Genomic DNA, 21,616 nt, shown 5'->3' on the forward strand with positions numbered 1-21,616 from the left:
TCGATTACCAACGGCAGGCAGCGCGTAATGGCTTCGCTGCCTGCTCCAACTGAGAAATGTTAAAGGTTATCTGGCTGCCATGACTGCCCGTCACGCTCATCCGGTCGCTGTTCATCAGGCGCTTGATTTCTTCAATGCCCGGTAAGCCACGGCTGGATTCCCATAAGTAGCCGTGTTCCCGCACGAACCATTCCGTACGGTACTCGGCTCTGTCTGTTGCCACGGTGACCACCCCGGATCCCACAGGCTTAGGCAGTGCCACCTGTAAGCGGGTGATACTGTCGATACAGCTCAGCATTAATACCGGGCGCGGAGGGGGGACGCCAAGCGCGGGCGTGGTCAGGATAACCGGTGACGCCCCATTCTCTCCCTGCGTCACCATGAAGCTGGTCGAGTAGTCGGTGCGTTTCATCTCCTGCTCCATCGCTTGCCGCCATAAAGGCCCCATATTTTCAATAGGAATTTGTACCGTTTTGAATTTGATGTTATTCAACGCACTGTCATAGCATGCCAGCCGAATAAGAGGAGACGGCTCAAAGCGGCATTTATGCAGTTCATCTAAATTTTGCTCTTCCTTTACCGTGACCACGTCCTTGAGGTCTACCCGCTCCGCAAGTTTGGGGTTCCCTGTCAATGAAGCGAGCAATGAACTGATAATTAAAACAATATTCATAATCTACACCCGTATTTAGCCAGTTTGTAAACCAACGTCCGCTGGGCAATGCCCAGACTTTGTGCAATCAATCGGGTGTCGTTACCAAACTGACGCTGACGTTGAACCAACACGGCGCTTTCAAATTCTTCTATGGCCTTTGGCAGATTATCGATATGACTGTAATCCACGGAGATACTGCTGACGGCCGACGGGTTTTTCGACCCGCTCAGGGAAGCCAGCAGTTCATCCAGTTGTTTTTCTTTTTGACGTTGAACCTGAAATACCTGGCGGATTTGACGTAACTGTCCGCGCAGTTGTTCGAGTTCCTGCAACTTTTTCAGGCGATACTGCATAACATGGCAATAGATGCCGAACATGTTTTCATTGTTGGTAAAATGGTCAACATTTTCGGCAAAGATGGCGATGACACCGCATGCCTGTCCATTGCAGTCAAACAGGGGGATGCCGTATAACCCACAGTTATGCGGCAGCTCTGCAACAAACGTGCGGAAGTGAGGATCATCGATGCGTGCCCCGTGATTCAGGGAAGCCCAAATAATGGGGGTTCCCTTGCGTAATACCTGTATCAATGGGTTATTGACGTCATCAATGTCCACTTGCAACCGGCGCGAACTGGTTTGCTGTGGCCCCGGCAAGTTGTAGCATTCCAACCTGTTCTCGTTGATGTTCAGCAGGAAAACCAACAGGGCATCAAAACGCGAGCTATGGCTGACCTGCAAAAAATGGTCAACCAGTTGTTCTGTAGTGTCATTTTCCAATAACGCTAACGCGCTTTTCAGCCGCTGTTTCATTATTCTGCCTCCTCAACCTCTGCATGGAATTCGTGTTCAGCCACACTTAAGCGGATAGCCTTAATCGGTGTACCCGCCGCCATTTTCTGCAATAACAGCAAGGATACCGGCGGTAGCAGGGCACCATCGATGATGGATTCCAACATACGGGCACCATTTTCCGCACGGGTCGCGCGTTGCAGGATCTCTTCAGATACGTCGTCACTGATGGTGACTTCTGCGTTGAAGCGTTGCGTCAGCAGGGTATCCAGTCGAGCCAGCTTGCCCTGAATGATGGTTTTCAGGGTTTCATGACCCAACGGCAGGTAAGGGATGACTTCCATACGCGCCAACAGTGCGGGTTTGAAGAACGCGGCCAATTCCGGGTAAAGCAGGTCGTTGATCTGCTCTGGCTGCTCGGCATGGTCTACGATGGTTTGATAACCCAAGTTCGACGTCAGGAAGAACACGACGTTTTTACAGTCGATAATGCGCCCTTCTCCGTCCGCCAGTTCCCCTTTGTCGAACGCCTGATAGAACAAGTTCAGGACGTCTGGGTGCGCTTTTTCCACTTCATCCAACAAAACAACGGAATACGGTTTCTGGCGAATGGCTTCGGTCAGGACACCACCCTCGCCGTATCCCACGTAACCCGGAGGTGAACCAATCAGACGGGAAACGGTGTGTTTCTCCTGAAACTCGGACATGTTGATGGTGGTGAGGTATTGACGGCCACCAAACATTAATTCTGCAATTTGCAGGACGGTTTCAGTTTTACCGACACCGCTTGGCCCGACCAACAGGAATGCCCCAAGCGGACGCCCCGGACGACGCAAATCTGCCCGAGCGGTCAATAAGTGTTTGTGCAGGCACTCGATCGCCATTGCCTGCCCTTTGATGCTCTGTCCCAAGTGGGTTGGCAGTTCTGTGACAATGGACAGTTCGCTTTGTGACAAGCGGTTTAATGGCACGCCAGTCCACTCGGCAATCACCGCAGCGATTTGGGTTTTGTCCACATGTGGGGAAACCAAGGTTTGTTGCTGCTGGAGTTCAGCCAGTTGTGCGTTAAGTTCGGCCAGTTTCTCAATCAGAGATTGTTCATCGTCAGCCATGGCTTCATTGGCTTCTGCATTTTCAGCAAGCTGTTCAGCCACTTCTTCCGCGATATCTCCAGCCGCTTTTTCAGCTAATTCAGCTTCAACTGACGCATCGTCAGACAGCAATTGGCTGCGCAGTTCGATGATCTGTTTCACCAATTCCTGCTGCTGTTGCCAGTTGCTTTCCAGCTCAACAAGTTGTTCCTGAATCTCTTTCTGTTGGCCTTGCAATTCGCCCAAGCGATCCGCGTGGACGTTCAGCCCCATGCGTTGCTCTCTCTCCAGCACATCGATTTCCATTTGCATCTGGTGCAGTTCGGTCGTCAACGAGGAGATCTGACGCGGTGGTGAAGTCAGGTTGATGGCAACACGGGCACAAGCGGTATCCAGCACATCAATGGCTTTGTCCGGCAGTTGACGGCCGGAAAGATAACGGTCACTCAATACCGCAGAAGCTTTCAGGGCTTCATCATCAATCAATACACCATGCGCTTGCTCGTAAATGGCACGCAAGCCACGCATGATGATGGTCGCTTCATCTGCGGTTGGCTCCGAAACTTTCACCAGTTGGAAACGACGGGACAGCGCTGCATCTTTTTCAAAATACTTTTTGTACTCGCTCCACGTCGTAGCAGCGATGGTTTTCAGTTCACCCCGTGCCAGAGCAGGTTTCAGCAGGTTGGAAATATCCAAGCCGCCCGCTTGGTTGCCCGCACCGATCAGGGTATGGGCTTCATCAATAAACAGGATGATGGGTTTTGGCGATTGGCTAATTTCAGCCATGATGCCTTTGAAACGTTTTTCAAATTCACCTTTAACTGCTGCCCCGGCCTGCAATGCCCCCAGATCCAGTGTCATCAGTTCACTGTTGCGCAATTTATCCGGTACGCAATCGTGAATAATACGTAATGCCAGGCCTTCAATCAGGGCACTTTTACCTACCCCCGCCTCACCAACAACGATGGGGTTGTTTTTGCGGCGACGGCACAGAATGTCGATCATCAGATCGATTTCGTTATCGCGGCACAAAACCGGATCAAGTTTGCCCTGACGCGCTTGTTCGGTCATGTTCTGGGTAAAGCGTGCCAGCAGGTTATCACTGTTTGCCGGATGCACACCTTGCCCCTCTTTACCATTGTCAGCAAAGGGATGTTCGGCCGAACCATGAGTCCATTCGGCAAAGTTCTGGCGTAATAATTCGCGGTTGATGCCTGCCAGCAAACGTGCTGTTTGTGGTGCCAGATAACGCAGCGGACTGAACAACAACGCAATCAGCAGCACGCCACTGCGCAGTTCGGTATGCTGCATCTCGGTGGAAGCCAACAGCCAGCTATCCTGTAACCACTCCACCAGCATGGGGGAAAAATTGGGGTAAGACTGCACCAGTGATTGGTGGTGCGTCATGACCTGATCGAGTTGTTCTTTCAGCAGATCTTTATCGATCTCGGCTTTACTTAGGATCAGTCGCACATCACTGAGTGGCGTATCGATCATTTGCAGCAGTAGCTGTGCAACCGTGATTTCAGGTTGTTGCTGACTGACACAAGATGCCGCCGCGGCTTCCAGCGCATGGCGGGTCATCGGGTTTAAACGATTTACAAGGGTTGGCAAATCAATCTGGATCATGGCGACTTCCTATCTCAATAAGTTACTTAGCTGCTGTAATATGTCTTGGGTCTGATCACCGAGGCGAATGGCATAAAAGCTGTAAATAGCCACCAGCAATCCCACGCTGATACAGAACAGGTGCTTGATAGTCCATCGTCTGCTCAGGCGATAACGCGCATTGCTCTCGTTGACATTGACATACAGCGTGGTCGGCGGCGTATCCCCGCGCAGTGAGTGAAGCTGTTGCTGCAAGCGACGGAACAGGCGCTCAAAGTCATCACTTTTCTGGGTGCTGACTTTGTAGCGTCCGCGATACCCCAGGCAAAGGCAGAGATAAATGAACTCCAGCAGATGTTGGTAGCGCTGTGCCTCTCCCATCAGACGTTCAAGCAATACGAAGACTTTCTCACCTCCCCAGGTTTCATTGTGGAAGTGCACCAACAGTGATTGCTTCAACCAACCATTTTGGCTGTTCCAGCCGTGCCCCAACGCGGTTTCATCAATGAAGGTGCACAGTACGTAACGGAATGAAACAATTGCGCCTGGCTCATAACCCTTGGTTTGCAGATACTGCTCAATGGCGCGAATGTCAGTAACAACCTGTTGGTAAAGCTTGTCTGGCAGTGCCTGATCCGTCATGTCCTGCAAACGCAAAACCATCCCCAGCAAGGGAGTAGCGGCATCGATCATTGGGTTGAGGCTTTCACCACGCAACGGTAGCTGATACTGGCGCTGAAACGTTTTCAGCGTTTCAGCCTGTTTTTCCAGTTTTTCCAGTGACGGACTGTCAACATTGATATCACTCATGATTATTCCTTACCGCCCCTGATAGCCCAGAGCTGCATATCTAAGTCAGGGAAATCCCCGGATACGTGGAATGCGATGGAATTGCCTTGCTGGATCTCTTTCCATGCCGGACTCTTCTGATCCAGTCGGAAATAGGTATATCCAGAGTGATACGGCAACTGGCGAGGCGCAGCGGACAGGGCAATCAGCGGCACGCCCGGCAACTGGACGCTGACCAGATCGCGGATCCTTTCCATCGAGGTCACTTTGGTTTGCTGGACGAATTGACGACGCAACTGCTCCTGCGGGGTGCTGGCACTGATTGCCAATACGAATTCGGCTTTGCGCAGCAGATCGTTGTCGTGGAGCGTTGCCACACGAATACCCCCTTCGTTCTGTTTCAGCGCAATCGAAGTGGCACGCGGCGTCAGAACCACGTTCAACGCATCACGAATGGCATGCATCACATCCTGGAAGGTATCGGTCAGGTTATTGTGATCATACGCCAACACATTCCCCGGCAGACGGCTCGCATCCGTGAAGGTTCTCAATTCGCCACACGTCTGGAGTAGCTCGGTATATAAATACAGGGGGTGCAGGACGGTTTGTTTTGCATAATGGTTGAACAACGGCTGAACACGGTTGAGCAATTGCAGCATCATAAATTCTGCCACATCCGCCACCCCCTGCTGACCCGGCGAGCCAATGCGTTTAGCCAGTGTTCTTGACCGTTCTGTCAGCAGGCCATCAATTTCCACCATGAAACGCTTGAGTTTATCGGCCACGAAAATGGATAAACACGTCGGGATAAATTCGTTATCCAGAACGATGTTGCCATCTTTTTGCTTTTCTTTGATGCGGCACAGTGGAATGGTCGTGTAAGCACTCATGTCCTCAGAACCTTGCATCAGAACCGGTGTCAGTTGGGCCAGATTAAAGACTGAGGAATCACCGCCTTTGGTATGGAGGTCACGGATATCGGTAGGCAGTTCCCGATAACGTACCGCACTTTGCGTTTCTGCATCCCGATCAGCAATTTCCCGGATCGTCTCGCTGGACATTGGCAACGCCAGATAAATCTCTTTACTTTTCAGATCATTGACATTTTCGATGTCTAACGGTTTTGGCAGCAAATCCTGACTGGGCGCAGAAAACACCGTGCCATCCGGCATGATGCCGCTGGTTTCGGTGATCCCGATACGCCCCAGTTTGAGTAAATCATCATTGATGCTCAGGGAGCTGAAACCGTGGGCATAAGGTGTCAATACTGAAACCAGGCTATGTGCCAGATAATCAATGTGTTTTTGTTGTTGCTGAAAATGTTGTGGTTTGATGAATAACCCTTCGTGCCAAATCACCCGATTTTTACCTGGCATGATTACTCCTCCTCTTTTCTAAGTTCGACGTCGTTATTTCTGACATGCACCAAGATGTGGTAATGGCGGCCAATGTCTTTTACTCGGATGATCTTTTTCCATTCAGATTGATTTGCATCTGCATAGTGAACGATGACACCGATGTAACGGTTTTTCTTTTCCAATGTAATCAGTTCCAGAGGCTTGTATTGCCCCGGCAACAGGGTGTAATCCTGATGATCGATATAGTTTTTCCCCAGTACCTTGTCGAGTTTGTCGCTTTCAAGCTGGCCATAATCCGCAGCCAGAAAACGAGAATCTTCACTGAGATAAACTAAATTCATTTCAACAGGGGCCGCTTCACCGCTTTCATTGGGGTTGATGTCGGGTTCGGCCAGCAATGTAATGTTAGCAACAGAGGCCTGTTCATCGGGCTTACCTACCGGTGTGGAAGGATCCCAAATGACTTGGCCCACTTTTTTTGTTGCGTTCCATGCACTGCTACAGCCGTTTAGCAACATCACTGACAGCAATAAAATCCCTACAGCCCATAGACGGCGACTAGCGGAATGTATCATTGCTGGATTCCTCCAAGCCCTGACGCAATGCGCGGTCATAAGCCTGCTCATACACCTCGCGGAATAATTTTTCGAATCCTTGCTGGCGGCTGGAAGCTAATTCTCGGTAATAGTTGGTGTACATTTCCCAAGCCCAGGAAGCATCTTTATTCCTGACTTCGTTGCTGCGACGATAATGTGAGAAACGGCGGAGCAATTGGTCTGGTGAAAAGGCGTCCAGCATGGTGTCCAGCGCAGCAGAAATCGCAACGCGGTTAGCCTGATAGTGCAATTGCAAGTTTTGCAGGCTTTCCGCTACCGCTGCCGGCGCTGAAAGATGAACCGGACTTTTCTGATCAGAGAACATCACCTGCATGGTGGTGTCATAATCCATATTCAGACGCTGCGGGTTATCTTCAATAGGGCGGAGCTGCTTATCACGCAATCCATGTTGTTCACGCTGGAGTGCCAATAAACCCTCAATAGCGGCTTTCATGGTTTTGCCCATCTCTTGCAGGAAGTCATTCGCCTGCTGGCTGTCATGCAGGGGCAGCCGAGCTTCCAGCCCACGCATAAGCGGGGTAATGGCGACATGATCAACATCCATATCTTCATACTGCTGATCGGAAGCGATATCCGGTAAATCAAGGAACTCCTGATCCATAACACTGCCTCGGTTATCAGAAATAGGGTTAGCAAATGGGGGGGATTGGTCATGATCCGGCGGCAAAAGTTGCTCCGTATCATCAGCCTCAACCTGAGGTTTCAACGTCGTCAGGCTTTCGCTATCCAGTACCCGCAATGGATCATCACTGAAACGGTGCATCACCGTTGGCGCAATGCTTTCATCATGGGCAAACACGGATTTCTGTGCGGGTACGCCTTCCATCATGGCATCCAGCGGATTACTGTGGCTGGAAACCAGCGATTCCGGTGATACCGTTGAAGGATCAACCCGATCTGCTTCAGAAGAACTGATGTGGATCTTGATCGACAAATTACCTACCTTGATTTGATCGCCTTGCTGCAAAAGGATCAAACCCGACTCAGGTGTCAGCGTTGCATTGTTGATTTGTGCTGATTCAGCAAGCATTTGCAGGCAAAATGCCCCGTCCTGCCACTTAATGGCGAATTGTGACGGGCAGACATTACCCTGTTGATCCTGCACGGACCAAAGGTGACTTTCACTGCTGCCGACCGTACCGCCCTGTGTCGAAAACTGGCAATTGGCGGATTTACCACTTTCTAGCTGTTCACTATTCAGAACCCGCAGTGAAAGGATTGGTTGATGTTTTTCCATAGTCGTTATTCCATAACTGAAATGATGACAGAGGGTTTCTTTTCCGGCTCACCGAGAAAACTGGTCCACCCCAGATGGTTATTCTGCTTCGCCCCCAATACCATGCCGCTGACCTGATTTTCAGCCAGGCCAAGACGCAGTTCCCAAGCGAACTGGCTACGCATGACAAAAGAAATGAACATCACCAACGGGAGATAATTTTTGCCATCGGGCAGGAATGAGAGAAACCGTTCACGAGTCAAATTGTTGATACTGAGCAAAAACTTACCGCTGTAATCCCCAACCCAAGAACCAATGCTAAAATTCTGCCCCAATACGGACAGCTCGCTATCACTGATTGTCTGTCCCTTCTTCTTCCCACCCAGTCGATTCTGCTGATAATCGGGAATAATGACTTTCCTGAATTGCCAGCCGTGCAATGTGACGTCCTGCAAATCAAAGCAGTGAGAAACCAGGCTGCATATAACTTCTGGTGAGCGTCCGGGACTTGCCAGCAATCCGGCATATGCCAGCATCTTGCTGTGGTTGATATTCAGCAACCGGCGGTTAACATCACTGCCTAACCCCACGAGAGAGAACATACGCTGGGAAAAATAATCTTCCCCACCCTTCTTGAAGCAGATGTAATAGCGGTATTTCCGCCAGATTTGATGCAGGAGCGTAATTAAACGATGGTTGAAAAGGTTGAGAAAATCCGTCAGACGGTTTTCCCCCTGAGCATCTTCCCATGCCAGTGAATCCAGATAATAGCCCGGCATCGGGGACTGGCTGCCATGCAGTCCCATAAAGGAAACTTCCAATTCGAAGAATCCCCTTTTGGATTGCACAAGCGAAATGACATCACGCGTCGGAAACGCCAGGCTGGCACTGGAGCGGAAACGGATAGATTCCAGATCGGGACGGTCTGTCTCTCCGGTTTTACCCCACGCTACCGCCAGTCGGTTAATCAGCTCAACCAACTGGTAAAAGTTGTACTGTGCGATGTCCAATGCCAACGGTGTGGCAGGATCTTGTTCAGTGATTACATCAACGAGTGTTGACCTATCTGTACCGGCCATTCATAACATTCCTGATTATCTAAATTGATTACCTTCAACATATGAAAAGCATTGACACTGGCATACAGTGAGAAAAACCGTGACAGGATCGTACTGAACAGATAAAGCTCACCTTCCGAGCTGAATGCCTGTTGTCGGATATACAGTGTTGAGCGCAACCCACGTACAGGCTGACCACGGAACAGACGATCTGTCGGCTCTGTTTCAATCTTTTCAATGGCATCAAGCCGTTTCTGCGATGAACGCTTGGACTGTCGGTTATGAATACTGGGGAAATCGTAGGTACGCAGTACCTGTTTCAGCGCGTCCCTATCCAGCAATGACATATAGTTCAGCGACATATTTGACAGCAATGACCAGTGCAAGCCGCCATCCAGCAACGGATAGAGAGGCACTGACGGCCGCGTGATATTACGGAATGTCGCAAAGGTCGGGCTGCCGTTTGAAGGGTAATTAATGTCGCCAACCCGCAACGCCAAAGGCATCTCACGGTTGGTACAGGTCAATCTGATCGAAACATTTTCTTTCAGTTGGAACCTGAGCAAATCGGCCTCATCTCCCCGGACAAATGAGATGAAATGTTCCAGCCCCCGGCGGAAAGGCGACTCTTTTACCCGAATGCGGTAATAGCGCATCGAATGTTCATCTTCGTCATCAATTTGATGATTGAAACTTTCAAACGGGGTATAAACGCGCTCACCAATACGGGCACGGCTGCGTTCACCATTTTCCCCGGTCAGCCAGCTTTCTACGCCATCGACAGAGAAAATGTCGTAGTTATCCGGCAAGCTATAACTGGCTTTCAATGGGTATTCAGTCTGGCTGCCATTAAGTTCGATCGCTTCACTGTCCATGGGGAACAGGTTGATTGCGGGCGTGCAGTGCAAACGGAAAGTGTCATGCCGAATTTTGGCTTCTGGTGGCAGTGCCTGAGAAAAATGCAAATTCAGTTTGAAATCTTTGGTCTTAAGATCTTCCGGCAGCGTTGGGAAACCTTTCACATCAAAAAACAGGAAGCTCTCTGCAAAACAGAAATATTCCTGCAAAATGCGATATCCCATATAGGCGTTTTTCGGGTAAGGCAGTAACGCATCTTCCCGCTCAAATCCCACCGGCACAAAGTCAAAATCAGGCAGGGGGATCACGGTATCGCCGACCACCAATTCGGCTTTCCTGAAGTAATAACAGAGCCAGAAGTAGAGCTGGGAAGTGGTATAGTTATCACCGCTCAAATAAAAACGCAGTTTGTCCAGCCCCAACTCATGCAGGCTCAGTTCTGTTTTCGACGCAAAATTCAGGCCGATAACGCCGGTTTCATTACTGTTATTGACGGAGATATCATGGATGGAAAACGGAAAAAGCCAAACATCACGGCAGAGCGTAAAGGTACAGCGGCCATGATCGTCTTTTTTGCCCTCTGACTTGTCACTCGAATAAATATCATCTTGAGTTGCCAGCGTATGGCTCATAATCTGGGTGCCACGCTTGACCGGTGTCGCTTTCGTCACAACGCTCTCATCCGGCGTATATTCGATGATGGTCATGCTGGGCGTTGGACGCAGATAGTTCGGCCAAAGCATATTGAGCAGACCGTGGGTCAATTCAGGGAACTGATCATCAATCTTTGCCCGCAGATTACCGGTCAGGAAGGCAAAACCTTCCAGCAAACGCTCAACGTCGGGGTCTGAGCCTTGTTCTGACAGAAATGCAGCAAGATGAGGGCGCTCAACTGCGGCTTCTTTCCCCAGTTGTCGCAAATAGTTCAGCTCATCTCTAAAATATTTTTCAAATGACATTTATTGAGTTCGCTCCAGGCAATAGCGCCGGTTGTTATCCAACTGGATGCTAAATTCCACAAGGTCGTTGATATCATCCAGAGAAATTTCAGCGCTGATATGAAAGCTCAACAGCAACGGATCTGAATCATCATGAATAGCACTGACAGAAACCGCTGATATTCTGGGCTCATAATTTCTGATGCACTCTTCAATCGCCCATTCGATACTTTGCTTGAAATCCACCGATGTCGCGGTCGCGTCATTAAGATCAATGACGCCTAATTCAACGGCACTTTGGCAGGCACCGGGACGGGAATTCAGCACTTCATTCAAATGCTTCTTGATGGATTCAAGCAGTGCACGCATCCTTGACTGACGGGAAGAGCCGTAGCTCTTCCCTTGAATGCGCTCGAACAGACTGGCAGAGCTGCCTCTGTTCCAACTGTACAGCGCAGCCATGATTATTCCTTATCCAAACGTCCAACCAGAGACAGTTCGAAACTTGCCCCCATGTACTTGAAATGCGGGCGAACCTGCATCGAAACCTGATACCAGCCTGGATCGCCTTCAACATCCAGTACCTTGATCTCAGCGGCACGCAGGGGACGACGGCTACGAACATCAGTAGGTGGGTTTTCCTGATCAGCAATGTACTGTTTCAGCCACATGTTCAGTTCACGTTCCAGATCCTGACGCTCTTTCCAAGCGCCGATCTGTTCACGCTGCAACACTTTGATGTAGTGAGCCAGACGGTTGATGATGAACATGTATGGAAGCTGGGTGCCCAACTTGTAGTTGGTTTCCGCAATTTTCCCCTCACGGGTATTTGGGAACACTTTGGGTTTCTGAACCGAGTTTGCAGAGAAGAACGCGGCATTATCACTACCCTTACGCATGGTCAGAGTAATGAAGCCTTCTTCTGCCAATTCGAATTCACGACGGTCAGTGACCAGCACTTCAGTCGGGATCTTCGCCTGAACTTGGCCCATGGCTTCGTACAGGTGAACGGGCAGATCGCTGACTGCACCACCGCTTTGTGGACCGATGATGTTCGGACACCAGCGATATTTAGCGAAGCTGTCAGTCAGGCAGCTAGCCAGCAAGTACGCTGTGTTACCCCACAAGAAATGTTCATGGTCGCTGTTGACATTTTCCTGATAGTTGAAGTTCTTGATTGGGTTTTCAACGCTGGAATACGGCAGACGCAGCAAGAAACGTGGTGCGGTCAAACCTAAGTAACGTGAATCTTCAGACTCACGCAGTGCACGCCATTTAGTATGTGAAGGACCTTCGAAGACGGATTTCAGTTCCTTGATGGCAGGCAACTCGGTAAAGCTGTTAATGCCAAAGAACTCCGGTGACACGGAAGACAAGAATGGCGCATGGGCCATCGCACCTACCGAACTGACATATTGCATCAGTTTAATATCAGGCGTCGTATTGCTGAACGCGTAGTTACCGATGACGGCAGCAACAGGTTCACCACCGAACTGACCGTAGCCTGCGGAATAAACGTGTTTGTAGAAGCCAGACTGAATAATTTCAGGGGAAAATTCAAAATCTTCCAACAACTCATCTTTAGTCGCATGAAGGATGTTGATTTGGATGTTTTCACGGAAATCAGTGCGTTCCACCAAAATTTTCAGTGAACGCCAGGAAGATTCCAACTCCTGGAACTGATTAGCGTGCACAATTTCATCCATCTGCTCACTAAGTTTTTTATCCAACTCAACGATCATTTTATCAACGAGCAACTTGTTGATGGGTTCTTCGTTTGAACCCGTATCCAAAATGCTGCCGATAAACGCGGCAACACCTTGTTTAGCAATATAGTAGCCGTCATTTTCCGGCGTCATTCTCGCTTGGGACATTATTTCATCAAGCAAGGAGGTCGTTGCGCCAGATGCGATCGCGGTGCTGTTTTCTTCGTGCTGAGCCATTTAAAAATTCCTTTAACCAGTTATTTTTTATTGACGATTTCAAGTTCTTTCAGGAGTTGCTCACGAACGGATTCATCATCCAGCAGTGACTGCAAACGGGAACGAAAAGCAGGGATATTTCCCAATGGACCTTTTAATGCAACCAATGCCTCACGAAGTTCGAGAAGTTTATTTAATTCAGGGACTTTCTTCGCGATATTATCTGGCGAAAAATCACTCAGGGATTTTATCTCCAGATTAACTGACAGATCTTCTTCGCTTTTTTCATCGAGGCGATTAGGAACGTTAAAAGTCAGATTGATGTTCGCTTCATTCATTACGGCATTAAAGTTGTTCTTATTGACAGAAACTGCCTGCCGTTCTTCAATTGGCGTATCTTCGCTTTTTCCTTTCAAGTCACCAACAACCAGAAGATTCAGAGGCAATTCAACATCTGCGGTCTGGTCACCCGTATTAGGAACATACTTAATATTAATTCTTTCTTTCGGCGCTACGCTACCTGGACTATTCTTACTCATATTTGAATCCTTTAGCTAATACAACCATGAACTGTCTAACAACCCATTATTGGTGAGAGAATGACTCCAATGTTTACCTGTATAATAAATACAGAAAATCTTCCTAAAAAATAAGATAAAGAAGACAACTATATTTGCAGGTACGAATAGTTTTATATCAACATTTATATCAACATATAGTTAAATAATCAGATATACCCTATCCCATCGTGGAAATAACATTGATACGAAAAATCGTCAAGTTCGAGTTTGACATTTTATTTTTTTGATGTAAAGCCAAAACACAAATTGATAAAGACCTCTATTCCAGCGTTTAATCTTTTTATCTCCGTTGATAGCAAGTTATAAAAATTCTTTTCCTCTACAAAGAGAGAAAACTTTGGTTTTACTCTCTGTAAGAGTATGCAAAACCATGTTCTATAATTTGCAGTAAAAGAAATATTTTTCATCTTCAACTGAATAAAACACAACCTTCCGATCTGTTATTAATTATCATCGTCAATATCATTTTTTATTTTATCTTGATTAATTATTTACCATAACAATCCAAATTATTTTCATTTTTATGATCTAGATAACACTTTTTAGATGATCATAATAAATATTTAAGCGAAAAAATAAAAGTCATTTAATATCAATAATTTAAATAAACTAAAAAATCAAAGCTCATTTTTAAACCAGTTAAATAGACTTATCTTTTATAAAAAATCAGCCATAAATTTCACAACGGCAATGATTATAAAATTTTTATTTGTCATTGAATTAGCGTACGTGTTGCATTTTTCAAATGTCTTTGCATTAGGTAATTTCAGCTTTATTATTCGCCCCGAGTGTTTGGCAAGCGAAAATTTCATTTAGTCAATAAATGGAATAATCACGCAAGGAATGAACACTTACACTTATATTGGTAACTTTTTATAGGATATTCATATGCCAACTCCATGTTATATTTCCATCAATGGTAAAACTCAGGGCAATATTACTGCTGGCGCATTCACTGCTGAATCCGTGGGTAATATCTTTGTTCAAGGCCACGAAGACGAAATGCTGGTTCAAGAATTTGACCACATTGTCACTGTCCCAACTGATCCACAGTCTGGACAACCTTCTGGCCAGCGTGCGCACAAGCCATTCCGCTTTACCGTTGCATTGAATAAAGCCGTTCCCCTGCTTTACAACGCACTGGCTTCCGGCGAAATGCTGACTACTGTAGAATTGAAATGGTACCGTACTTCAATCGAAGGCAAACAAGAACATTTCTTTACTACTAAACTGGTCGATTCAACTATCGTTGATATCGATTGCAAAATGCCACACTGCCAAGATCCAGCAAAATCAGAATTCACTCAATTAGTTCGTGTTTCTCTTTCTTATCGTAAGATTGAGTGGGAACACACTACTGCGGGTACTTCTGGTTCTGACGACTGGCGTGCGCCGATTGTTGCTTAATATCTTATTCATTAAGTATTAAGTCATCATCTTTCAGCCAATGAATATTATTCATTGGCTGAATCAATCAGATACATCTTAAAACCCCTGCCAATTTACTTTAATTCCTCTTTTTCTCTTCTATATTTGTTTTTATGGTTTTTTCCCCACCGTCAGATTTTCATAGAGTAATTATTTTCATAATAAATAAAGATGGATAAATTTATAATTACATGAATGATTAATGTACAATCAAACTGTCCGATTAAAAAAAACCTATTATTGCGTTTTGCATATCCTTCACCTGAATACCTTTTATCACAACACCATAAGTGAAATTTTTAAATAAAAAGCTCAAAATACGGCAAGGTTTCTCATTCTGCCTCATCAATATGCTGAAATATTGATTAACCAAAATTGAATTTTACTTATCGCTGACATATCGGGATAAAACATAACTAAAATGAATTATTATAAATCACTAAGATAAATTTATAAAAAAAGATGATAATTTTTAACAAAAAATAATCGCTAATCAGAGCAACATAAAATATTTTCTATGCTCTAATGCTTAATTAATAAACTAGGAAGTTTAAACCTAACCCAACACGATACATTTCCCATCAACTATTGTCATTTGGGTATCCCATGATTAAAAGGACGACAATCTTTATCTTATTATGTACAGCATTTCAGGTAAGCGCATCGCCTGACGCGCTGACGCCTGCCTTTCCTACAGATGAAGCAAGAAGAACGTTACAGGATAGTTCACGGGAAATAGACCAATTAATTGAAGAACGCCGCCACCAAGGATTAATTAATCGCACGGATAGCGTTACACCACAGACTGTCTCCCCCGTGCTGGTGGAAACAGCGCCATGTTTGGCTATCAGTGGGGTTTATCTTCAAGGTATTACCTTACTTTCCCTGAAGGATTTGAATACCCTCAGTGCCCTGCCTGATAGCTGTATTACCAACAATGACATTAACACGTTATCAGCGGAACTCATCAACCTGTATATTGCCAAAGGCTACATTACGGCACGGGTACAATTTATTCCCCCTAATGCGAATGGCGAACTGGGGATCAATGTGGTTGAAGGTTTTGTCGAGGCGATAGAAGGCGGTGACCGCTGGGTCAATAGCCAGACACTCTTCCCGCATTTGGCAAATAAACCTCTCAACCTGAATCAGCTTGATCAAGGATTGGATCAGGCAAATCGCCTGCAATCCAATAAAACGACACTCGATATTCTCCCCGGCACCGTGAATGGGGGTTCCATCGTCAAGCTGCACAACCGGCATGCGTCCCCGTGGAGAATAACCACCACCACCGATAATTATGGACAGAAAAGTACCGGTAAATGGATCACCCGGCTCAATGCCAGCGTTGATAGCCCATTGGGATTATCTGACTTTGTCAGCCTCAGCGGCGTCACTACCGTTGATAAACCTGATACGCAATACAATCGCGCCTATACCCTGTTCTATTCGCTCCCTTATGGTGCCGTGACGTTCAGTGGATTCAACAGTTATTCCCAATATATCGGCCATCCCCGTTTGCAGTCACATACGGTCAAACTGTACGGAAACTCACGGCAAACAGGCGTTCGTGCCGATTGGGTCTTTCATCGCAATCAATCGCAAATCAGCACCTTGAATACCCAGCTGGTTTACAAGCATCACAACAACCATTTCAATGAGGTAAAAACCGGTGTCAGTAGCCAGACATTGAGCGTTCTCGAACTGGGTGTGACGCATTTACAAATCCTCCCTGCCGGGTTTTTCTCCCTCAATATGGGCATTGAGCGGGGAATGCCGTGGTTTGGTACCCAAACGTCAACAGACAGCCTGAATCGCCAATTTACCAAAGGGAAACTGTCAGCAAATTTACAACAACGTTTCACTCTCTTTGCTGTGCCTTACCGATTCAACAGCCAGTTTTATGCGCAGTACAGCCGAAGCGGGCTGCCCGGTGTGGAGTGGCTCAACCTGACCGACCGCAATGCGGTGCGAGGATTCAGCCAGAATGGGTCATCGGCTGATAACGGCTGGTATCTGAGAAATACGCTTTCCCACTCAATCCCCATTGCCAAAGGCTCACTTTCGCTGCGTACCGGTGTGGATATCGGCCAAGTTAAAGGCAATCGCAGGCAGGATAGCTGGAAAAGTAGTGCCGGATTGAGTGCCGGTTTGACGCTGCGCTATCAGAAGGTGTTTGCGGATGTTGAGGTAAGCCGGGGCAAATTACTTTCTCACCAAAACAGGCGCGCGGACGAACCGGTGCAACTGTTAACCCGCTTCTCTTACACTTTTTAGTTTTTGGTACTTTTTGATGTTTTTTTAACCGTGGTTAACTGTGGGGGTGATCCCTAAAGTCATTTTTGGAACATATCCCCAGGGCGCTGCATATGGCAATAAAGAAAGTAGATAAAGGTAATGATATGGAAATTAAAAAATTTAAATTATCTCCCACCGGAAAACTCGCCGCGTCTATGGCGATTATTCTGGCAACCTGTTCCGTCAGTTTTGCCAACGGGATTACCCCTGGCGGTGATGCCGCACACAGTCCGGATGTTATCCAAGCAGATACCGGTGCAACGGTGGTGAATATCGTCGCACCTTCCGAATCAGGGCTATCACATAACCAATATGTGGATTTCAACGTTGATCAAATGGGAGCGGTGTTCAATAACTCTTTGGAGAATGGGACATCACAACTGGCAGGCGAGTTATCGGCCAACAGCAACCTCAATGGACAGGCTGCCAGTGTGATCTTAAATGAAGTGATCAGCCGTAACCCTTCATTGTTGTTCGGCGAACAGGAAGTATTTGGTATCGCTGCCGATTATGTGCTGGCAAACCCTAACGGTATCACCTGTAACGGCTGTGGTTTTATCAATACCAATCAGGCATCGTTGGTGGTCGGTAATCCGCTGGTGGAAAATGGGGTTCTGCAAAATTTCAGCACCTTTGATAACCTGAATGCCCTGAATATCAGAAACAACGGCTTATCCCACAAGGATGTGCTGAATCTGATTGCCCCCAAAATTGACGTTAATGGCCAAGTGATCACCCCCAAGGCCCTCAATATCACGACGGGGAATAACAAGATTTCGGCCGATGGCAGTATCCTTGAGGTACAACCCGCAAATCCGGGTGCCCTCGATAGTTATTATCTCGGCAGTATGCAGGCCGGACGCATTCGTCTGCTGAACACCGCAGAAGGAAACGGCGTCAACCTGCAAGGCAAAATGACCGCCGATAACGGCATAGAGATTGAGTCTCACGGTGATGTCAAACTGGAAGCCGCTAACCTGAAAGGCGGCGATATCCGTTTGCAAGGCAACAATGTGCTGTCTCAGGGACGACTGAATCACGCCTCATCAGACAGTACCGGCAATAATAATCGTCAGGGCACCTTCAGTGGTGTTTATACCGAACATAAGCAAGTCAGCGAATCCATTGCCCGTACTCAATTAACCGGTAAGAACATCACACTGGTTGCCAAACAAAACAATCACATAATGGCAACTGACATTGACGGGGATAATGTCAAACTGACCGGCGCCAACCTGAAATTGGATGGCCAACAGCTTCACCAGCTTGACCATAACACCAACGATCAATGGAAAATTTCTTGGCAGTATGATGTCACCCATAAGAATGAAAAAACGCAGTACGAAGGCAATACCCTCAAAGCGCGTGAAAATGTTCATCTGACCGCCAGTGAAGGCAATGCTGAAATTCTTGCCAGTAAGATCAACGCCGGAAACCAGTTGTCCGTCTCTGCCCGGAAAGAGGTGAAACTGGCGAGTCTGGTGGAATCCGAAATGACTTCCGAGGAGGGCTATCAAAAGAACCATACTGCGTCATTGCAAACGGGTAACTGGAAAAAGTCCGATACCAAGCAGAACAGTACCGGCAATGAATTGAGCGCAGGCGGCGATTTAGGTATCAAGGCCGGCGGTAATGCTGACATTATCGGAACTCGCATCAGCGCGGGTAAAAACCTGATTATTTCGGCGGATCAGCAAGCCAGTATTCGCGTTCAATCCCTTGTTGACGATCAGTCCTTTGCCAAAGACAAAACCTATTGGGGGGGTGTTGCGGGTGGCAGCAAGAAAGATAACCGCGATACATCTGAAACGCATCATATTTCCGAAGTGACAGCGGGCGGGCACCTGCTGCTGACCGGCACAAATGGTGTCACCATTACGGGCAGCAAAGTCAAAGCCCAACAAGGGGCCTATGTTGCAGCCCATGATGGACAATTAACTATCGATAACGCGGTCAGCCACACGTATAAAGAGGTGGATGAAAGAAAAGGAACCGTCTTCAATATCACCAAAAATACCAACCAAGAGCACAATAAGGCGCAAAAATCTTCCGGTAGTCATTTGATTTCCGATGCCGACCTGAAATTACTCAGTAATAAAGACATCAATGTCATCGGCAGTCTGGCAAAAAGTGCCGGCGAACTGCAACTGAATACGTCAGGCAATATCAATATCCTGAATTATGGTGAGAAAAATCAGCACCAACAGGAAAAAACCAACCTTGATTTGCAATATTACGCCAAGGAGATGAAAGATAAACAATATCGTGCGGGTGTGGGTTTTCATCACACGCTCGATAAACAGCAAGATGAAAACACAACCCAACAACCAGCAGAACTGAATGGCGGCAATCTCACCGTCAATGCCGGCAAAAATGTCACCGTGACGGGCACTAAATTGGTCACAACCCAAGGCGATGCGAAAATTACCGGGGATAACATTGCCTTGCTGGCGGGAGAAAACAGCACTTCAACCTCAACCTCACAAGAAAAACTGAGTAGCAGCGTGTTTGTGACCGGCGGCATGGATAAGCTCGGTAGTGGTGTTGAGGGAACCTACAACCGCGATGGGAAATCCCAAGGCCAAACAACGGCAGAGATAGCAAAAACCCAAGTGACCGGCAACCTTGAGCTGAATGCCTTGGGGGAATTGAAGCAACAGGGCACGAACCATCAAGTGCAAGGTGCCTATCAGGCCAATGCCGGCCGCGTTAAAAATGTGGCAACCGCCAATACCGAATCCGGTTCAACCCACCAATTACAGGTCGGTGGTGAGATCAGCGGGACGGCCGATTACAGTGCAACCACCCGCCCGGTAGAAAAAACCGCCAAGGCTGCCGCCGATAAGAAACTGGATACCGCCATCAGCAAGACGGATACGCCTAATGTCGGTATTGAACTGGCGATGAATGGCAACAGCCGCTACACCAACAACCATCAGTCCAATGCGGTAGTGACGACGATCAAGGCTGGCGATGTCAAGGTCACAACAAACGGTGATATCTATGATCAAGGCACACAATACCAAGCCGATAAAGGCAGTGTCTCGCTGACGGCGGGCAGCCATACCAGTGAAGCTGCAACCAACAGCCAAAACACGCATACCGCTGACACCACGGGCAATGCCAACTTGCGCGTCTACACCAAAACGATGGCCGATATCGCCGTCAGTGGCAACGGCAGTGGCAGCCATCAGGAAACGTCCGACAACAATACCAGCGCAGTGACCGGCAGCCTCAACGCCCAAAACGGCATTCAGGTTCAGGTGACCAGAGATGCCCGTTACCAAGGCACTTCAATGAATGCAGGTAAAGGTTCAGTCAACGTTGATGCGGGCAGCAATATCCAATTCAATCAAGCCACTGATCGCACTGAGAAACAAAGCAATGGTTACAATGGCGAGGTTTCCCTGACCGTGGGAACGACCCCTGACAAAAAGAACTTCAGTGGTAGCCTCGGGGGTGGTTATCACACCGACAATCAAAGCACGACGACAGCGCAAACCAGCAATATCACGGGCGGGCAAGAAGCCAATCTGCATGCAGGCAATAATCTGGCGTTACAAGGTGCCAATGTCTCCGGCAAACAGGTTGATTTAACGGCACAGCGTGGAAAAATCGACCTGACTTCGGCTCAAGATACGGCCAACGCCAATGGTTGGAACGTCAGCGCTAAAGCTAAAGGGGGGATGTCCTCCACCGCCCGCAAAAATGAAGGGGGTAAAGGTGCGGCAGGTAATGCTGCTGCAACCGACGATCCGGCGAACAAAATCATCGACAACAAGTATGACATTGGTGGTGAATTGAAATTTGGTGTCAACCAACTGGATCAAACCACTCACCATAACGCTCAGGTTTCCGGTGGCAATGTCAGCCTGACCAGTGCGGGAGAGACTTCACTCAAAGGCACGAATGTGACGGCGGATCAGGTAACAGGCAAAGTCGGCGGCAATTTCAATGTTGAAAGCCGCAAAGACAGCACCCATAGCCTGAATGTCGGTCTGGATGCCGGCTTAGGTTATAGCAAAACCGTCAAAGGGGATGATCCGGCTAAACAGGCTGCTCCTGCGGCAACCACTGCCCCAACTGAAACCGCAGTTGCTGGCAACGCGAAAACCGAAGGTAAGGCACCAAGTTTGAAAGATCAACTGCAAGCCACGTTCAAAGGGTTCAACGGCAAACTCAAAGGCAATTACGATACGCTAGACCGGGAAGCCGTCGGTCAACAAGCCACATTGACCGGCATTCAAGGGGTTAATCTGGATGTTTCTGGCACAACAAACTTAGTGGGCGGCAAAATTGACAGCGCACAAGGTTCTGTTGCATTGAATACCCCGCACATTAATCAACAATCTGTCGCGGGCTACGATCAGGGCAAAAACTTAGGGATTAATGTGCCGGATTCCAT

The 21,616-nt window shown here is 47.7% G+C and carries 15 protein-coding genes; 3 read left to right on the forward strand and 12 right to left on the reverse strand.

Translation table 11 applies throughout. The features are described from left to right. Positions 1-4: 4 nt before the first annotated feature. From vasI to tssB, 12 genes are read right to left on the reverse strand one after another with little or no spacing between them, the layout of a single operon-like run. The gene (vasI, locus tag PSI17_RS08720; RefSeq protein WP_273551615.1) at positions 5-673 is read right to left on the reverse strand and encodes a type VI secretion system-associated protein VasI; all 669 of its coding nucleotides are present in this window, start codon (positions 671-673) and stop codon (positions 5-7) included. After that, a complete protein-coding gene (locus PSI17_RS08725) occupies positions 670-1,467 on the reverse strand; it encodes a Fis family transcriptional regulator (RefSeq protein ID WP_273551616.1) in 798 nt (265 codons plus the stop codon). Before PSI17_RS08725 ends, vasI begins: the two co-directional genes overlap by 4 nt. After that, positions 1,467-4,169, reverse strand: a complete 2,703-nt coding sequence (gene tssH / locus PSI17_RS08730; protein WP_273551617.1) for a type VI secretion system ATPase TssH — start codon at positions 4,167-4,169, stop codon at positions 1,467-1,469. The genes PSI17_RS08725 and tssH overlap by 1 nt, the downstream gene beginning before the upstream one ends. 9 nt (positions 4,170-4,178) lie before the next feature. Then, a complete protein-coding gene (gene icmH, locus PSI17_RS08735; protein WP_273551618.1) occupies positions 4,179-4,958 on the reverse strand; it encodes a type IVB secretion system protein IcmH/DotU in 780 nt (259 codons plus the stop codon). Between the two features lie 2 nt (positions 4,959-4,960). Continuing rightward, positions 4,961-6,313, reverse strand: coding sequence for a type VI secretion system baseplate subunit TssK (gene tssK / locus PSI17_RS08740; protein WP_273551619.1), 1,353 nt, complete (start codon positions 6,311-6,313; stop codon positions 4,961-4,963). A gap of 2 nt (positions 6,314-6,315) precedes the next feature. After that, positions 6,316-6,870, reverse strand: a complete 555-nt coding sequence (tssJ, locus tag PSI17_RS08745; RefSeq protein WP_273551620.1) for a type VI secretion system lipoprotein TssJ — start codon at positions 6,868-6,870, stop codon at positions 6,316-6,318. Beyond that, complete coding sequence (gene tagH, locus PSI17_RS08750; RefSeq protein WP_273551621.1) at positions 6,854-8,149, reverse strand: type VI secretion system-associated FHA domain protein TagH; 1,296 nt, start codon at positions 8,147-8,149, stop codon at positions 6,854-6,856. Before tagH ends, tssJ begins: the two co-directional genes overlap by 17 nt. A 5-nt stretch (positions 8,150-8,154) precedes the next feature. After that, complete coding sequence (gene tssG, locus PSI17_RS08755) at positions 8,155-9,207, reverse strand: type VI secretion system baseplate subunit TssG (protein ID WP_273551622.1); 1,053 nt, start codon at positions 9,205-9,207, stop codon at positions 8,155-8,157. Then, the gene (tssF, locus tag PSI17_RS08760) at positions 9,171-11,003 is read right to left on the reverse strand and encodes a type VI secretion system baseplate subunit TssF (RefSeq protein WP_273551623.1); all 1,833 of its coding nucleotides are present in this window, start codon (positions 11,001-11,003) and stop codon (positions 9,171-9,173) included. The genes tssG and tssF overlap by 37 nt, the downstream gene beginning before the upstream one ends. After that, on the reverse strand, positions 11,004-11,444 hold the full coding sequence (tssE, locus tag PSI17_RS08765; protein ID WP_273551624.1) for a type VI secretion system baseplate subunit TssE: 441 nt from the start codon (positions 11,442-11,444) through the stop codon (positions 11,004-11,006). 2 nt (positions 11,445-11,446) lie between these two features. Beyond that, on the reverse strand, positions 11,447-12,925 hold the full coding sequence (gene tssC / locus PSI17_RS08770; protein ID WP_273551625.1) for a type VI secretion system contractile sheath large subunit: 1,479 nt from the start codon (positions 12,923-12,925) through the stop codon (positions 11,447-11,449). Between the two features lie 20 nt (positions 12,926-12,945). Further along, positions 12,946-13,443, reverse strand: coding sequence for a type VI secretion system contractile sheath small subunit (gene tssB, locus PSI17_RS08775; protein ID WP_273551626.1), 498 nt, complete (start codon positions 13,441-13,443; stop codon positions 12,946-12,948). Positions 13,444-14,373: 930 nt separating this feature from the next. Here tssB and PSI17_RS08780 point away from each other — a divergent pair. The 3 genes from PSI17_RS08780 to PSI17_RS08790 form a co-directional block, all read left to right on the forward strand. Continuing rightward, on the forward strand, positions 14,374-14,892 hold the full coding sequence (locus PSI17_RS08780; protein ID WP_047963887.1) for an Hcp family type VI secretion system effector: 519 nt from the start codon (positions 14,374-14,376) through the stop codon (positions 14,890-14,892). A gap of 627 nt (positions 14,893-15,519) precedes the next feature. Then, positions 15,520-17,190, forward strand: coding sequence for a ShlB/FhaC/HecB family hemolysin secretion/activation protein (locus tag PSI17_RS08785; RefSeq protein WP_273551627.1), 1,671 nt, complete (start codon positions 15,520-15,522; stop codon positions 17,188-17,190). A 125-nt stretch (positions 17,191-17,315) separates the two neighbouring features. After that, positions 17,316-21,616 (forward strand): hemagglutinin repeat-containing protein (locus PSI17_RS08790; protein WP_273551628.1); only part of this gene is annotated, 4,301 nt, incomplete at its 3' end.

This window comes from Xenorhabdus sp. IM139775 (assembly GCF_028598745.1).
GTDB lineage: Bacteria > Pseudomonadota > Gammaproteobacteria > Enterobacterales > Enterobacteriaceae > Xenorhabdus.